At 60.0% G+C, this 14,243-nt stretch carries 12 protein-coding genes and 1 pseudogene; 6 read left to right on the top strand and 7 right to left on the bottom strand.

Going from position 1 to position 14,243, the window contains the following annotated elements; genetic code table 11:
• Positions 1–8: 8 nt before the first annotated feature.
• Together ACQ4N7_RS08565 and ACQ4N7_RS08560 are read left to right on the top strand one after the other, a co-directional pair.
• A complete protein-coding gene (locus ACQ4N7_RS08565; protein WP_430711192.1) occupies positions 9–365 on the top strand; it encodes a DUF2500 domain-containing protein in 357 nt (118 codons plus the stop codon).
• A 154-nt stretch (positions 366–519) separates the two neighbouring features.
• Positions 520–1,028 (top strand): annotated as a pseudogene (locus ACQ4N7_RS08560) (VOC family protein).
• A 104-nt stretch (positions 1,029–1,132) separates the two neighbouring features.
• Here the strand turns inward: ACQ4N7_RS08560 and ACQ4N7_RS08555 are convergent.
• Entirely contained in the window at positions 1,133–2,728 is a 1,596-nt protein-coding gene (locus ACQ4N7_RS08555; RefSeq protein ID WP_430711191.1) for a NarK family nitrate/nitrite MFS transporter, read from the bottom strand.
• A gap of 456 nt (positions 2,729–3,184) precedes the next feature.
• Here ACQ4N7_RS08555 and ACQ4N7_RS08550 point away from each other — a divergent pair, with 456 nt between their 5' ends.
• The 4 genes from ACQ4N7_RS08550 to ACQ4N7_RS08535 all read left to right on the top strand — a co-directional run bounded on the left by ACQ4N7_RS08550 (position 3,185) and on the right by ACQ4N7_RS08535 (position 5,646).
• Positions 3,185–3,385 (top strand): hypothetical protein, encoded by a 201-nt coding sequence (locus tag ACQ4N7_RS08550; protein WP_430711190.1) that lies wholly within the window; start codon positions 3,185–3,187, stop codon positions 3,383–3,385.
• Positions 3,386–3,564: 179 nt separating this feature from the next.
• Positions 3,565–4,317 (top strand): tetratricopeptide repeat protein, encoded by a 753-nt coding sequence (locus ACQ4N7_RS08545; RefSeq protein ID WP_430711189.1) that lies wholly within the window; start codon positions 3,565–3,567, stop codon positions 4,315–4,317.
• Between the two features lie 3 nt (positions 4,318–4,320).
• Positions 4,321–4,770 (top strand): surface-adhesin E family protein, encoded by a 450-nt coding sequence (locus tag ACQ4N7_RS08540; protein WP_430711188.1) that lies wholly within the window; start codon positions 4,321–4,323, stop codon positions 4,768–4,770.
• Between the two features lie 84 nt (positions 4,771–4,854).
• Complete coding sequence (locus tag ACQ4N7_RS08535) at positions 4,855–5,646, top strand: MOSC domain-containing protein (RefSeq protein ID WP_430711187.1); 792 nt, start codon at positions 4,855–4,857, stop codon at positions 5,644–5,646.
• Between the two features lie 173 nt (positions 5,647–5,819).
• Here the strand turns inward: ACQ4N7_RS08535 and ACQ4N7_RS08530 are convergent, their stop codons facing one another.
• The 6 genes from ACQ4N7_RS08530 to ACQ4N7_RS08505 all read right to left on the bottom strand — a co-directional run bounded on the left by ACQ4N7_RS08530 (position 5,820) and on the right by ACQ4N7_RS08505 (position 13,681).
• Complete coding sequence (locus ACQ4N7_RS08530) at positions 5,820–6,638, bottom strand: queuosine precursor transporter (protein WP_430711186.1); 819 nt, start codon at positions 6,636–6,638, stop codon at positions 5,820–5,822.
• A 161-nt stretch (positions 6,639–6,799) separates the two neighbouring features.
• Positions 6,800–7,816: a methionyl-tRNA formyltransferase gene (fmt, locus tag ACQ4N7_RS08525; protein WP_430711185.1), complete on the bottom strand. Its 1,017-nt coding sequence runs from the start codon at positions 7,814–7,816 to the stop codon at positions 6,800–6,802.
• 19 nt (positions 7,817–7,835) lie between these two features.
• Complete coding sequence (locus tag ACQ4N7_RS08520) at positions 7,836–8,882, bottom strand: OmpA family protein (RefSeq protein WP_430711184.1); 1,047 nt, start codon at positions 8,880–8,882, stop codon at positions 7,836–7,838.
• Between the two features lie 63 nt (positions 8,883–8,945).
• On the bottom strand, positions 8,946–10,397 hold the full coding sequence (locus ACQ4N7_RS08515) for a DUF4335 domain-containing protein (protein ID WP_430711183.1): 1,452 nt from the start codon (positions 10,395–10,397) through the stop codon (positions 8,946–8,948).
• The gene (locus tag ACQ4N7_RS08510) at positions 10,394–10,999 is read right to left on the bottom strand and encodes a DUF3038 domain-containing protein (protein WP_430711182.1); all 606 of its coding nucleotides are present in this window, start codon (positions 10,997–10,999) and stop codon (positions 10,394–10,396) included. The genes ACQ4N7_RS08515 and ACQ4N7_RS08510 overlap by 4 nt, the downstream gene beginning before the upstream one ends.
• Positions 11,000–11,164: 165 nt before the next feature.
• Entirely contained in the window at positions 11,165–13,681 is a 2,517-nt protein-coding gene (locus tag ACQ4N7_RS08505; RefSeq protein WP_430711181.1) for an IMS domain-containing protein, read from the bottom strand.
• Positions 13,682–14,243: the final 562 nt, after the last annotated feature.

Below are 14,243 nucleotides of genomic sequence, written 5' to 3'. Positions count from 1 at the left end.
CCCTAGCTATGGATGTATCCACAATTGTTCCGATTTTTATTGCGCTAATTGCCATCCTTATAGTTGGCATCCTCATATTTACAATAATCAAAGCGATAGTGAAATGGCAGCACAATAATACGCAGCCCGTTTTATCTGTGCCATCTCGTGTTGTTACCAAGCGAACACGAGTGCGTGGGCACGCTCCGCCCGATCGCGTTAGTCATACATCAACCTATTACTACTGCACCTTCGAGGATGATCGTGGTCAGCGCCACGAGTTTCGTATTTCTGGCAGAGAGTACGGCCAACTTGCTGAAGGAGACTCAGGCACACTGACCTATCAAGGAACTCGATATCGTGGCTTTCAGCGGCAAGTGAGGTAAGTAGTTCAAAGTATAAATTAAGCACCGAGGCTTGTTTTCAGGCGTTGAGTGACACTGCATTTCAGTCAACCCACGTCTGCTGCATCGTAGATACAATTTAAATTAATCAGCAGGGTTGAGACAGCGCCTCACATCATCTCCTGGGAGAAAAAACATGGTGAAGCCAGCCAAGAACACGATTTGCCTCTGGTACAACGGCGACGCCGAAGAAGCGGCCCAGTTTTACGCCAAGACCTTTCCCGATTCATCCGTTGATGCCGTACACCATGCCCCCGGAGACTTTCCATCCGGCAAGCAAGGCGACGTATGGAACGGTAGAGTTTACCGTCATGGGCATTCCCTGCCTCGGCCTCAACGGTGGCCCTGCCTTCAAACACAGCGTAGGCGCAGACTTCCCGAAGGGTAGCCTTCTCGTTTCAGGTTGCAACCGTTGACCAGGCCGAAACCGATCGCTACTGGAACGCGATCGTCGACAACGGCGGCCAGGAGAGCGCCTGCGGCTGGTGCAAAGACAAATGGGGGCTATCCTGGCAGATTACGCCCATCGTTTTGACAGAGGCGATCGCCAGTTCTGACCCTGCCGTAGCCAAACGCGCCTTTGACGCCATGATGCAGATGCAAAAAATCAACGTCGCTGCGATCGAGGCGGTCTGCCGGGGCTAAGGCTGTCTCTCTGGAACGGTGCACTGCGGCCCTGGGGTCTAGTGTCAACCTGCCTGGGGTTGTAGGATCGCGAATGCACCCTACGGGTCGTTCTGTTCGGATCTCTACAAGCGATCGCGTAGCGTCCCCGAAGGAGAATCGCGCAGCGTCCCCGAAGGAGAATCGCGCAGCGTCCCCGAAGGAGAATCGTGCAGCGTCCCCATCGATGACTCGCCCTGCTCAACCGGCACTGCTGAGGGCACCTGCACCCCGCGCGTGGCTTGGGAACCCACTATTTCCTTCAGGGTGAAGGCATTCAAAAAGGCCACAATTAGCGCCACACAGCCCAGCATTTGAAAGAACAGCTTGTCGCCCGCCACGCCCTGGGGCAGAAGGCTATACACCGTCAGGTAAACTACCGCGCCCACGTTGCCGTAGGCTCCCACATTGCCCGCAATCTGCCCGGTAATGCGCGGCTTGATCAGCGGCACAATGGCGTAGGTCGCCCCCTCGGCAGCCATTACAAAGAACGACGCCACCATCGTCATGATCACCACCAGGATCAGCGGAATGCCCTGGCCAAACAGGCTAAACAGCAGGTAGCCAACCCCAGTACCCGCGATAGTAATGACCAGGGTGAGCTTGCGGCTGCCCAGTCGGTCAGAGAGCAGCCCGCCGCCCGGTCTGGCCACCAAATTCATAAAGGCGTACATGCCCGCCACTGCGCCAGCGACCGCAGCGGTGAGGCCAAAGCCGCGCTCAAAGTAGGTGGGCAGCATCGACACCACCGCTAGCTCTGAGCCAAAGCAGGCCACGTAGGCCATTTCCAGGTTAAAGACTTGTGAAAAACGGTAGCGCTCTTCGGGGGCGTAGCGCTTTTGGCCGGTCATTAGCGGTTTGTTGGCCTGCCAGGTGCTGTAAGACTGAAACAGGTAAAGACCGACGAGAAGCACCCCAATCAGCGCCAGGGTTGGCAGGGTGATGAACTCAACGGTGGTCAAGCGCCAGGCAATTAGCCCCAGCACCGCCACCAGGGGAATGTTGGCGGCCAGCAAAAACCAGAAGTCGCGCTGGGTGGTCACTTCCATGCCCGCGCTGCTGGGGGGGCGCTGGTAGACTTTGCCGGCGGGCGTATCGGTAACGCTGAAGTAGTAGATGACGCCGTAGCAGGCGGCAGCGATGCCGGTGAGGGCGATCGCCAGTCGCCAGTTGACCTGGCCTGCGCTCAAAAAGCCCAGAGCCGTTGCGATCGAGGGCAGGGTAAAGGCCGCCCCCGCTGAGCCAAAGTTGCCCCAGCCACCGTAGATGCCCTCGGCCAGGCCAATTTCGTTGTCCTCAAACCATTCGGCCACCATGCGAATGCCAACCACAAAGCCGCAGCCGACAATGCTCAGCGCCAGGCGAGAGTAGACCATCTGCTCAAAATTTTGGGCCATAGCAAAGGCCAGGCAGGGAATTGCCGCATAGACCAGCAGGCAGGAGTAGGTAATGCGCGGCCCAAAGCGATCGAGCACCATGCCAATGAGGACACGGGCGGGCACCGTCAGCGCAACGTTGCAGATGGCGATGGTGCGCATTTGCGGATCGCTGAGCCCCAGGTCGGCCTTAATGGCTGTAGACAGCGGGGCAAAGTTGAACCAAACCACAAACGACAAAAAGAACGCAAACCACGTCATATGCAGGATTTTGTACCTGCCGCGAAACGACCATATGCCAGCCATAATCACTAACTCCAAATAAACCCTATTTTTGAAAAAGGTGTATAACCTCGCTAAAACCTGAGGCGGCGATAGTTCACCCCCGTCAGTAGCCCAGCTTTAACGACTCAAAACCTATAGAAACAAGCTTGCTATCGATGCAAAGGCCAGGCAGCCTAATCTAACTCAAGAAAATTTTGAGACCGCTAATCCCTCAATGGGAAAGCTTATGTCCGTTCAAAAATCATGAACACAACTAAGCTCTATCTACGGGTAAAGCTTACGGGTGACGACCGAGGTGCTTTGTGTAAGTGCCTACAAAAGTTTTTTGTCTATGGTTTTTATGCGTCACTGCGATGCGCTTCCTGCAACATCGTCCCGGCCAGCAGCAGAGGAGTTTTAAGTCTTTTGGTGGTTTCTGTATCTAAAGCTACAAAATGGCTAAGATGTAGGGAGATTGTGTCACCCGTTCTCCTCTCCATGAAATTTCAATCTCCAGATGCTGCGATCGCCCTTCACCGTTTAGAGCTGCTGGCCACCGTTGCCGCTGTTTTTGCCGCTGCCACCTTTGTCGGTACCGCCACTACCCTAGTTGCGATCGAGCGGGCCGCAACGTCAGTGCAAAACGGCGTCATACCCAGCGAAGCGGTGCTGTGGCAGAGCCTGGGCGACAAAGACTAGTCGGCTGTCGAGCTGTAGCCTCTAAGCGCCATCAGATTCCCCTGGCAGCGGTTGGCTGGGGGCCATAGCGTTACCAACCGGCAGACTGGCCCAAACGCACGACGGGCGGAAGTAAAGGAAACAATGCCTATTCTGGTATAAAAAACAACTAACGAACGGTCAATGGCAGGCGCTAGGCGATGACTGTAGAATCTCGATCGATGCTGCGATCGCCGATAGCTATGCGAGTACCTGTTAGCAACCTAGTCGTCAGCCTTGGCGTTCTTCTGATGGTGAGCACGCTACCCGCTCAGGCCCAGTCCGATCGCCAGGTTGCGGCCCTAGTCGAGGCGCTGCGTCAGGCCGCACCCCAGACGGGCAGCGCCGATGACGGGCTCTACAGCGACTGGCAGGTTATGTCAGCAAACATTCCCCGGTGGTCAAAATCCTGCGTCGGGCGCGAGCTTTCACCGACTGAGTTTGAGGCCAGCCCAGACGTGGCCCGCTCGGTAGTCACCTGCATTATGCGAGACGTGCTGGAGGATGAGTACGCGGCGAGCGGCAATGATGAAATGCTAGCGGTGCGGCGATCGGCGGCCTGGTGGATGCGCGGCGACCCGTCTCAATACAATAACTCTGACATCGCAGACTACGTTCAAAAGGTGGTGGATGCCTACGCGCAGCAGGGCGCTTCGACAGCGGCAGATGCCCCTCAGCCTGCTCCGCCTGCACAGCAACCGCCCCAGTCCTCCGAGTTCGATCGCTATATGGCGGCTGGCTATGAGGCAACCCAGCAGCGCGATTACGAAACGGCGCTGCTCTACTTTCAGCGCGCCTTAGACGAACGCCCCAACAATACCTACGCTCAGCAGGCCATTCAAAACGTTGAGCAGTACCGCACGGGCAACTCTGAAGATGCCTCTGGTCGCCAATCTCAGCCCAATTCTCAGTAGCCTATGAAACCTTTGCTTGTTGGTTTGGCCGTAGTTGTATCCGTTGCTGGTGCTTCTGGTGCGCTGGCTCAGTCGACTCAGACTGATTGGGTTGAGGTAACGCGCAATGCGGTGGGCGATCGCTTTCTGGTCGAGCGCAACTCCATCGAACTGCGGGATGGAGCGGTTTGGTATTGGGAGCACCGCGATTTTCCGCAGCCAAATAACGCCTTCATTGGCGTTGAGCTAGAGCGCCCGGTCTACGGTGCCACGCTGTATCGCTCGGTCGATTGTGTGGGCGGCGTTGCCCGGCTGAGGCAAGTTATCGCCCGCGACCAGGAGCAGCAGGTGATTCAGCGCTTTAGCTACGGCGATGCTGGCCCGTTGTCACAGCCGGAGCCCGGCAGCAGCGCCGCCGCCGTTTTAAGCTTTGTCTGTGAGCAGGCCCAGGCCGCACCCGCTGATGCTCCATAAGGTTTAATTGACTTAACCGTAACCCACAACACGACAGGCCAGGGGGCGATTGGGTTGAATAGGAGCACTCGCGAGAGCAATGGCATGACTACAGTAGGCGTGATCGAGAGCATTTGGCGCTACCCCGTCAAAAGCATGGGCGGCGAACCGCTTGACGAAGTGTTTGTGGCCTTTGCCGGGGTGATGGGCGATCGCCTCTACGGACTAATCAACGACAAAGGCAATCCAGCTTTTCCCTGGCACACCGCTCGCGAGCAGGAAAATTTGTTGCAGTACAAGCCGCGATACAAGCGCCACAGCGTTACCATCAAGCCTGAACAACTAGAGGCCGCGCAGAGTTTAGGGCCTGGCATCAATCCGGTCTACCCCGAGGCAGATCAGTTCGCGATCGAGGTTGAAACTCCAGATGGCCAGATCTTTGACCTGAGCAGCGAGGCGTTTATGGCTCACCTGAAAACGGTAGCCAAGAGCGATGCCCTGCAGCTCAAGTTTACGCAAAGAAGCCAGTACGACTGCCGTCCCCTTTCCCTTTTCTCGCTGCAAACCTGCGGTCAGCTGGGCGAAGAGCTAGCGATGGAAGTTGACAAGCGCCGCTTTAGAGCCAACTTCTACGTGACCTGGCATGACGGCAAACCGCCCCTTTACGAGAAAGATCTGGTCGGCAGTCGGCTGAAGATAGGCGATCGCCTCGAAATCAGCATCCTAGAGCGCGACCCCCGCTGCAAAATCATCACCCTAGATCCAGATACCTCTGAGGCTAACCCCAAAATTATCAAACACGTAGCCCAGGCCCACGAGGGGTATGCGGGCGTCTACGGGGCCGTACTGGTCGAAGGTATGGTCAAAACTGGTGACTCAGTAGCGGTTTTAGATTAGATTTTCATACCGAACCTTACTTGTATACCGCAGTGTGTAGGGGCATTGCATGCAATGCCCCTACGGGATCTTCGTGTTAAATCGGGGTTTCTCAATGCGAACCTGATCGCAATTTAGGTCTTGACTCATACCTGGATGCAGCAACGCCGCTTTTTCTAACGCTCACCCATCCGTCAAGGTTGCCCTCGGCTGCCCAGACGGGGGCGCTTTGGCTTTGGGACGGGGGACTCTAGCCCCAGGTAGCTCGACAGCCAAAACACGCCCAGGTAAAACGGCCCCGTATCGAGCAGGGCGGCCACCAGCTTAAACACGTAGCCGTAGCCGATAAAGCGAATTAGCTGCGGCCACAGGTCTTGCCCCGCCTCGATGGGCAGCGCTCCGGCTAAAAAGTGAGTGATCAGCACGACGGCGGTGGTATCGACCAGCTGGCTAATTAGGGTCGAGCCGTTGTTGCGCAGCCACAGGTGCTTACCGTTCGTCAACTCTTTCCAGAAGTGAAACAGGTAAACATCGACAAACTGAGCCGCCATGTAGGCCAGCATAGAAGCGGTTACGGCCCCAAAGGTGAGGTTGCGAATTTCAAAAAAGACCGGCAGTCGTCCGGCGGCATCGCGGGCAATTTCGCCGGTGGCGGGGTCAAGGGTTTCAAACCCCGGCAGCAGGCCGCCCAACCAAACGATAAAGAGCACCCAGACGTTGAGCAGTAGCCCAACCCACACCACCTGGTTGGCCTTTTGCTTGCCGTAAAGCTCTGAAATTAAGTCGGTGCAGAGAAAGGTCAGCGGATAGGGCAGCACCCCCACCGCTACGGTGACGGCAAAATTGCCCCAGGTAAACACGTTGACAAATCGGCTAATGCCGAGAATGTTGAGCATGCCCAGGGTGCCAAGAAACAGCCCCGACAGCACCAAAAACACCACGTCGCGCCGATTTTGCAAATATTCTGGCACCGGACCATAGGTTGCCGCAGTCGCTGAAGGCTCTGCTTTCATCGCTGGAATTTCTCTCTACCGAAAGATTGACCAAACTACCCCAGCTTACCAACTGATTTTGTGACCCAGCGACCTAGGGATAGGGATTTTTATTAAATCCGCGTTTTGTAGGTTAGGCATCCTGCTTGACCGTGGACAGCCGAGACGGCTATCCCACTTTACTAAATCCCTGATCCTGAGCCAAACGATTCCCCAATTTGCAAACGGCTGCCGTTGACGAAATCGGCCCCGGCTTGGGCCTGTTTGCCGCTGGGTTTGACCTGACGCAGCAGCAGCAGTCCGTCACCAGTTTGCACCACAGGCCCCTGCCCCTTGAGCAGTCCAACCACGGTGCCGGGAGGAGTATTTCGCTGAGTGGCTTCAGCCGCAATGCCTGCCACGGTGTCTCGCAGGGCCACTAATTCTGAAGGCAGCTCTGCCCAGTGGGGTTCACCCAGGGGCGCTGTGGCCATCACCTTGAGCGGCTGCCCCCGAAAGGGTGTGACGCAGCTGGGGTAGAAGCCGCGCACCTGGTTGTGCAGCGCGATCGCCCCCTTGCCCCAGTCCAGCTCAAAGTCTTCTTTTTGAATTAGCGGTGCGTAGGTGGCCAGGGCGTCATTTTGCGGTTCGGGGTTGAGGGTCCCGGCCTGCAGCCCGTGCAGGGTCTCCACCAGCAGGTCGGCGCACTGCTGCGCTAGGGCCGCCGCCACCTCTCCAGCGGTATCGAGCAGACCGATGGGCAGGTGCGACTTGAGCAGCATGTCGCCGGTATCCATGCCCAGGTTCATCTGCATGGTGGTCATGCCGGTGACGCGATCGCCGTTGACGATGCACCACTGAATCGGGGCCGCCCCCCGGTAGGCGGGCAGCAGCGAGCCGTGGCCGTTGATGCAGCCCAGTCGAGGCATATCGAGAATGCGCGCCGACAGCAGCTGCCCGTAGGCCACCACCACAAAGGCATCGGCCCCGATCGCCTCCAGGGCGGAGAGGGTGGCCTCGTCTTTTTTGATGCGAGCGGGCTGTAGTACCAGGCAGTCTCCTGCCGCCTGTTTGACGGGGGAGGCATCGACCTGGTTGCCCCGGCCGCGACGGCGATCGGGCTGGGTGACGACGGCGGCCACCTCAAAGCCTGGCTCGGCCAGCAGCCGCTGCAGGCTGGGCACGGCAAACTGAGGCGTACCAAAAAACACAAGGCGCATAGGTTACTTACCGGGCACATTATCTACCGGGAACAATGCCAATCTCGACCCGCTGGTTGCGCGACTGGTCAGCGCCAGCCTCGATGACGAGGGGGCGGGTGCTGCCGTAGCCCACTGCCACCCAACGGCTGCCGCTGCCCTCCAGCTGCGGGGCCAAATACTGCTGCACTGCCAGAGACTGCTGTAGGGTCAGCTTGCTGGCGGGTTCGGGGGCGGTGGCGCTGTCGGTGTGGCTGCCCACCACCAGGGTGGCGGCACCATAGCGGTTCAGGTCGGGCGCAATGGTGTTGAGCAGCTGCTGGCCGGGGGTGGTAAGGGTGCTGCTGCCCGGCTCAAACAGCAGGGCGCTGGGCAGCACCACGCGATCGCGCACCACGGGAAAGCGCGGCTCTTGGTAGGGCGTTAGGGCCACAGGCTCGGCGGCAGGCGATGGCTCGGCAGCGGGCGATGGCGTTGCCGGGGCTTCAGCCGCCGCGTTGTCAGCATTGAAGCGCTGATCAAGCCGCTGAAAACGGGCTTCGATGCTGCCGGTAGAAGGCAGGTCCAGGTCCGTTTCCAGTGCTTTCAGGCGGGTGTTGAGTCTAGCTATGTCCTGGCTCAGGGTGGTGAGGTCGGTGGCGATGCGATCGCTCTCGCTCAGGGGCGGCCTTTCGGCGGCAGCCCCTGCCCCAGAAGGCTCTGGGGTTACAGATTCTGGGGCCTCTTCAGGCGCTATCCCCACATCCCTATCCCCTCGCCACCACTGGGGCAGCTGCTGCAGCTTGCGCAGGGTTTGGCTGCTGTGGCGCAGGGCCACTTCCGTCAGCGGTGGCTCGGCGCTACGGGCCGGAAACGTCTGTGCCACCAGCATGCCGACTATCCAGCCAAAGCTGACGCCGACCCCCAGCATGATCAAACGCACCAGCAGGGTCCACAGGGCGTGCAGCCCAGACCCCAAGCCAGATCTAGGCCTGGTCGCCGGAGGTTCTGGCGCTGGCGCAACCGGCGCTGGAGAAACCGGGTCAGAACCTCCCGCCGACGGCGTTTTATTTGGAGTTGGAGGCGGCAGATTGGGGGAATCGGCCATGGCGTAGTTCAGCTCAAAACATCGGGCTAGCGGCGCTGAGTTAAATCGAGGTCAAGTCTAGCCTCACTGGGGCCAACCATCCCACGGGCTCACTTCTAACACGCCGCCCTCAGTGAACACTACCTGAAAGTCGGCCTGATTGCGATCGCTATCAGGGGCGCTATCAGGGGCGCTATCAGCAGCCGCCACCAAACTCGCCAGCGGTGTCTCTTCGGCCAGCAAACCAGCGGCGGCGTTGAGCGGCTCATAGCCTACTACCTCGCCCGCCTCGGTCAGCCGCACCCGATACCGCAGGTCTTCGCTGGCCGACAGCGGCTCTAGCTCGGCCAAAATGTCGTCGTAAAGGGTGCTGTTGAGGGCGCGAATGCGATCGCCATCGGTAATCTTGTTCTCCAGCGTAGGCAGTTCTGCTGCCGCCGCTGCGGCCCCCGTCGCCGCCGTTGCCTCAGAGGGGGCATCAACCGGCTCGACTACCACGTCTCCAGCGGGCGTAAAGGTGGCCAAAAACTGGGCTACTTGCTCACGCACTGGCTCCGCTGCATCCACGGGCACAAAGGTGAGCCGAGGCAGGGGAGTGCTGTCGACCTCGGCCTGGGCCAAGTCATTTTCATACTTATAGCCTAAGATATCGCCGTCTTCTGAAACCCCCAGGCGGTAGGCCAAGTCGCCGCTGGGTCGCGGTGCGTCAGCCCAGGCTTCCTCCAGGCGACGGGTCACATCCGACTGCAGGAGGGCCAGGGTGGCGGCATCAGTAATGGCTGGGGCTGTCTCCAGGCGCTCTAGGCTCCCCGCAGCTGAGGGGTCAGAGTCAGGTTCAGCCGACTCATCAACCGGGTCTGCAGATGAGTCATTGGCAACGGGGTTAGGAGCTGCCTCCTGCGGATTTGTGCTCGACTGAGCCGCAGGGGCTGACTCAGACTCAGGGCGAGTGGGCTCAAATTGGGGTGGGGGCACAAAGAACAGGGCCAGACCAGCCGCCGCCAGAGCCGCCGCCCCCAGGGCCGCCGGAGCGGCGCGTTGGGCAATGGGTTCGGTGGGTTGCACCAGCCGCCGCGATACAGCCTGAAACTGAGCCGTCAGGTCAGGCAGCGTTTGGGTGTCGGCCAGCAGCTGGTCGATCGCCTCCATCAGGTCATAGAACTGCACCGTGGTGAGTTTGACATCTAGCGGCGGTTGGGCGTTGACGTCGCTGAGGGGTTCACCCAGGGGCTGCTGGTGCACAATTAGGTGGTGGTAGTCGCTCTCACCACGCTTTATTTCCACAATGGAAGGAGTTGTGCCCCGGTCTGGGTAGGGCACCCCGCTGAGCAACTGCTGCCCGTAGCGGCTAACGGCAGCCACCAGGCTGTCTAAAAACTCACGCCCACCGGCCAGGGTGGCATCGGTCGCACCGGGCAAATGGCATTCGGCATTCATCAGCACCGACAGGGGCGCAAGGGGGTCGCTGGCGTCGGCGCTCAGCCCCTCTAAAACCAGATTGCAGTGGGGCAGGGTGTACTGCCGTTGAACGGTCATGATACTTCTCCGTCAAACAGGCTACTCCAGAGCCGCTGGGGACCAAGCACCCCAGAGCACAGCAGCAGTTGTTGCAAAAGCTGAATGGCTAGCTCGTCGAGCTTTTCGTCGGTGCTGTAGGCAATCACCCCGGCTCGGCGGGGGTTCATGCGGGCCCGAAAGTGGCTGCGAAAGCGGCTCAGATAATCGGCCAGGCGAAAGTGGTGCTCCGGCGACAGCTGCCTGTCGGTCAGCTGCTGATAGCCCACCAGCAGCTGGCGCACCAGCACCGTTAGCCGTCGCGCCAGGGTGCAAATGATAATCACCAGAGCCTTAGCCTCTTCAATCGAAAGGGGGCGACGCTGGCTATAGCGACGCATGGGGTTGGTGCCCCGCAGCAGCCACAGGTGCACCCGGTTCTTTACCAAACCTTCTAGAGCCAGCTCACGCGAGATCGCCAGCATGGCCTCGCTGCCGCCCAGATCGAGCGCCTCAATCGCCAGCAGCAGCAGATCGAGCTGAATGCGCGCCCGGCGTGGGCACTCATCGTTGGGCAGCCCCGGATTGGTAAGGGTGTCGAGCACCAGGGGCGGCTGGGGAGCAGGCGGGCTATTGACTGGCATTCAGCTTTGAGGTTAATACGAACAGCATTCTATCAAAACACAGTTAGGCCCCGCCCGTCCGGAGAGATTGCCGAACCTTGGCCTTTACCATGGGCGTCTATGGTAATTCATCTAGCGGCAGGGGAACCAACTACCCACCTACCCATCCACTCACTACCCACCCACTTAGTTTGTATCCGCCAGCTTATTCATCCCCTTCACAAACCACTTGCCATCCTGGCGCACCAGGTCATACTGCATTCTGAGCGTGTCGTCGTAGGCGGCGCTGGTATTTTCAACGCCGTACTCAAACAGCCGCGCTTTCTCAGACACAACGGCCACCGCCTGGAGCTGATCCGCCGTCGGGTCATCGGGGGTGACCGACTCCACCTCGACGGTGTGCTCGTACTCCCAGTACCAGTTCTCGGCGGCGGCGGCATCGGCCCGGCGGGTCCACTGGGTCAGCACCGGCTCTAGCAGAATATCGTCGAGGCGATCGCCCTGGTAGTCTTTACCCAGCGCCTGCCGCTTGATCTCCAGCCAGTCGTTGATCACCCGGCTGGCCATATCGTTAACGCCAATTTCGGTGGGAGCCGGCGGCGCTTCAGGAATCTCAAAGGCGGGCTGGTCAACGCGAATGGCCAGGGGTTGACCCGAAATTCTCGGCCCGCTAAAGGCCGACGTCACCCAGCTCAGCGCCCGCATGGTGCCAAAGCCCAAAATGCCAATGCCGACAATGCCTGCGGCCCCGACCAGGGCGAGTCGTCCCCAGCGGGGGGCGGAGCGGCGATCGCGGGCTGGGGCCACTAGGTCAGGAAAGGCTTGCTGGCCGGGGGGGAGGGCCGCATCGGCGGCGGCGATCGCTGCGGCGCGCTTGTCCCGTTTTCTCCGTGGCGACGGAGCCGGGCTAGGGCTCTGGGCTTCGCGATCGCCCGCTGCCGTCATTTTCCCTTCAGGAGAGAGCTGGGCCACCCGCTCGGCCACCGACAGATCGTCCGGCTCATCCTCACGAAAATCAAAGCTAGCGGCACCGGGGCCAGCGGCATCGCCAACCGGCTCAACCGGTTCGGCCCAAGAATTGGACTGGCCGTAGCGGCGGCTGCCGTTGCGGGTCGACAGCGGGGGTGAGGCGGGAGTCGGGGGCGAGTAAGCGCCATTGCCGTTGCCATTGCTGCCGTAGCCGCGATCGGCAGCCGCCGGGGAGCCACCGCGACGGGTGGGGGTGACAGGCATGGTGGGAGCCCCAATCGGCAGCGATCCCTCAATCGTCGGAAACTGGCTTGCCGGAAACTGGCTGGTAGGAAACTGGTTCGCAGCGCTCTGGGCCGACGCCGGGAACTGGGTCGAGGCCCCCTGTGCGCCAGCCTGGGACCAGCGCGGTTCTGTGGCACCGGGGCTGGAGGGCATTGTCTCTAGGTAGGCCTGCACCTGGGCATCGGCAAAATAGTCTTTGAGGGTAGCCTCCTGGTCTTTGAAGTCGCGAAAGTGGGGAAACAGCTCGTCTTTGAGCCAGCGCTCGGCGTAGAGGCACAGCCCCGGCAGCAGGTCGGGCGACTGGCGCGAGTGTTCGCGAATGTAGGCCAGCGGCTCGTACTCCTGGCTGAGCTCCAGGGCGCGGTTGGCCTCTTCGGTCTGGCCCAACAGCAGGGCGCATACGGCCTGCTCCAGATGCACGTCTTGCTGTCCGCCCAGGCGCAGCAGCAGCTGCTTGGCCCGCCGCACCAGGGCGGGCTGATGGCGAGCAAACCCCCGAGCCAGCAGGGCGTACACCGTCAGGTAGGTGGCCACGGGTGAGGGGCGGCGGGCCTCGTGCTCAAACAGCTCCTGCTGCTCTGAGGCGGTCAGGTAGTCGCGCAGCTGCTGAATAAACCGCAAAAAGTCGTCGATCGCGAGCCCCGAAAGATCGTCATCGCTGCCCTCAATGCCGCCCCGGTCTTCGAGCATCGCCTTGAGCAACTTCAGCCCCTGACGGCGCTCGCGGGTCTGGTCGAGGGGCCGGGCCAGCAGCTCTAAAATCCGGTAGGGCCGCAGCTTGTACAGCTCGGTCTGAATTTCGGCTCGAATGGCCGGAAAATGGTTGCCCCGAGCCAGCAGCTCGTGGCCCGTTTGCAGCGACTCGGCGGCAATCTCATACTGGCGCTGCTGCCACTGCTCGCGGCCCAGCTCCAGGCAGGCCAGGGCCAGGGTGAGCACCACATCGTCCTGGGCGGGGGCGGGGCTGGCCATGCCCCCGTTAGCGTAGGGGTTGCTGAGCTGAGGCTGGCCCAGCTGTAGCACCTGCTCGTACTCCCCGAGCTCTAGCAGCAGCAGCAGTGCTCCCACGAGCTGGTCGGAGTCAATTTCGATTTTGGAGCTTTGGGCCTCGCTGCCGCCGGGTTCAGTCGCCAGCGACCTGAGCGCCGCCTCCCCCACGTCGGCACTCACCTCCAGGCCCGGAATGCGTCCCTCGGTGAGCGGGTCTGGCCCCATATCGACGGTGTAGGCGCTGGCTAAAAACTTGCTGTCGTAGTCGCGGCGGCGATCGCGGTCAGACAGTACGGCGTAGGCCTCGTCAATCAGCTGTTTGCGCGCCTCAATGGCAGCGGCCGAAAATTCGCGTCGGGGTAGCTGCAGGCCGCGATCGCGGTGGGCCTGGGCCAGCTGGTTGGCGGTCGCCTGAATCGGTAACCCCAGAATTCGGTAGTAGTCTAACGGAATTTGCACAGCTCACGTCCCCAACAGCGAATTCACTCGAAATAGTATCCAAAAAGATTTATTGCGGACTGCTCGGCCCGCTGAATTTTTAACCGCTACCGGAGGCCAAAATTCATGCTTCTAACCCTAGTTAGCCAACGTTATGGTTCTGGAGCTGCCCCTTTGCTTACTCACTGGCTCTGCATCAAAGCCGTTTGACGACCAATTTTTAGCCAATTTGGGACCGATTGGTGGCCCCTGCCAATTGCCCCCCTGCCGACGGTGGGTGAGAACGTGGGGAAATAGCTACACCCTATCGCGTTTACCCCACTACCAGACCAAAAGTGAAGTTTATAACACATGTCTGCCCTGGTCGGCAGAGGTGGGAGCTATTCTTGACCGGCTCAGGCGAGCATACCTGCCCCGTTGCGGGCGCTACCGCTAGCTGGGCAAGCTCCTTTGGCGTCTAGATTTGAAGATTAAGTGAAAGTTCTGGGTCTGCTGACTGGCAGGATAGGTCAGCGCCGACAGTAGTAACTGGGGCGACAGGTGGGCCAAGATTCAACCCCTTAGTAGTGAGGCCGAGAGTTCT

Origin of the sequence: Nodosilinea sp. AN01ver1 (assembly GCF_050565655.1) — a bacterium.
Lineage (GTDB): Bacteria > Cyanobacteriota > Cyanobacteriia > Phormidesmidales > Phormidesmidaceae > Nodosilinea.
The sequence above is the reverse complement of the archived record's forward strand: the minus strand, read 5'-3'. Positions and strand labels throughout refer to the sequence as shown.

Bases quoted from the DNA above. Each gene is read 5' to 3' on its own strand.
- ACQ4N7_RS08565 (WP_430711192.1), top strand. From the start codon at position 9: ATGGATGTATCCACAATTGTTCCGATTTTTATTGCGCTAATTGCCATC.
- ACQ4N7_RS08555 (WP_430711191.1), bottom strand. From the start codon at position 2,728: ATGGCTGGCATATGGTCGTTTCGCGGCAGGTACAAAATCCTGCATATG.
- ACQ4N7_RS08550 (WP_430711190.1), top strand. From the start codon at position 3,185: ATGAAATTTCAATCTCCAGATGCTGCGATCGCCCTTCACCGTTTAGAG.
- ACQ4N7_RS08545 (WP_430711189.1), top strand. From the start codon at position 3,565: ATGACTGTAGAATCTCGATCGATGCTGCGATCGCCGATAGCTATGCGA.
- ACQ4N7_RS08540 (WP_430711188.1), top strand. From the start codon at position 4,321: ATGAAACCTTTGCTTGTTGGTTTGGCCGTAGTTGTATCCGTTGCTGGT.
- ACQ4N7_RS08535 (WP_430711187.1), top strand. From the start codon at position 4,855: ATGACTACAGTAGGCGTGATCGAGAGCATTTGGCGCTACCCCGTCAAA.
- ACQ4N7_RS08530 (WP_430711186.1), bottom strand. From the start codon at position 6,638: ATGAAAGCAGAGCCTTCAGCGACTGCGGCAACCTATGGTCCGGTGCCA.
- fmt (WP_430711185.1), bottom strand. From the start codon at position 7,816: ATGCGCCTTGTGTTTTTTGGTACGCCTCAGTTTGCCGTGCCCAGCCTG.
- ACQ4N7_RS08520 (WP_430711184.1), bottom strand. From the start codon at position 8,882: ATGGCCGATTCCCCCAATCTGCCGCCTCCAACTCCAAATAAAACGCCG.
- ACQ4N7_RS08515 (WP_430711183.1), bottom strand. From the start codon at position 10,397: ATGACCGTTCAACGGCAGTACACCCTGCCCCACTGCAATCTGGTTTTA.
- ACQ4N7_RS08510 (WP_430711182.1), bottom strand. From the start codon at position 10,999: ATGCCAGTCAATAGCCCGCCTGCTCCCCAGCCGCCCCTGGTGCTCGAC.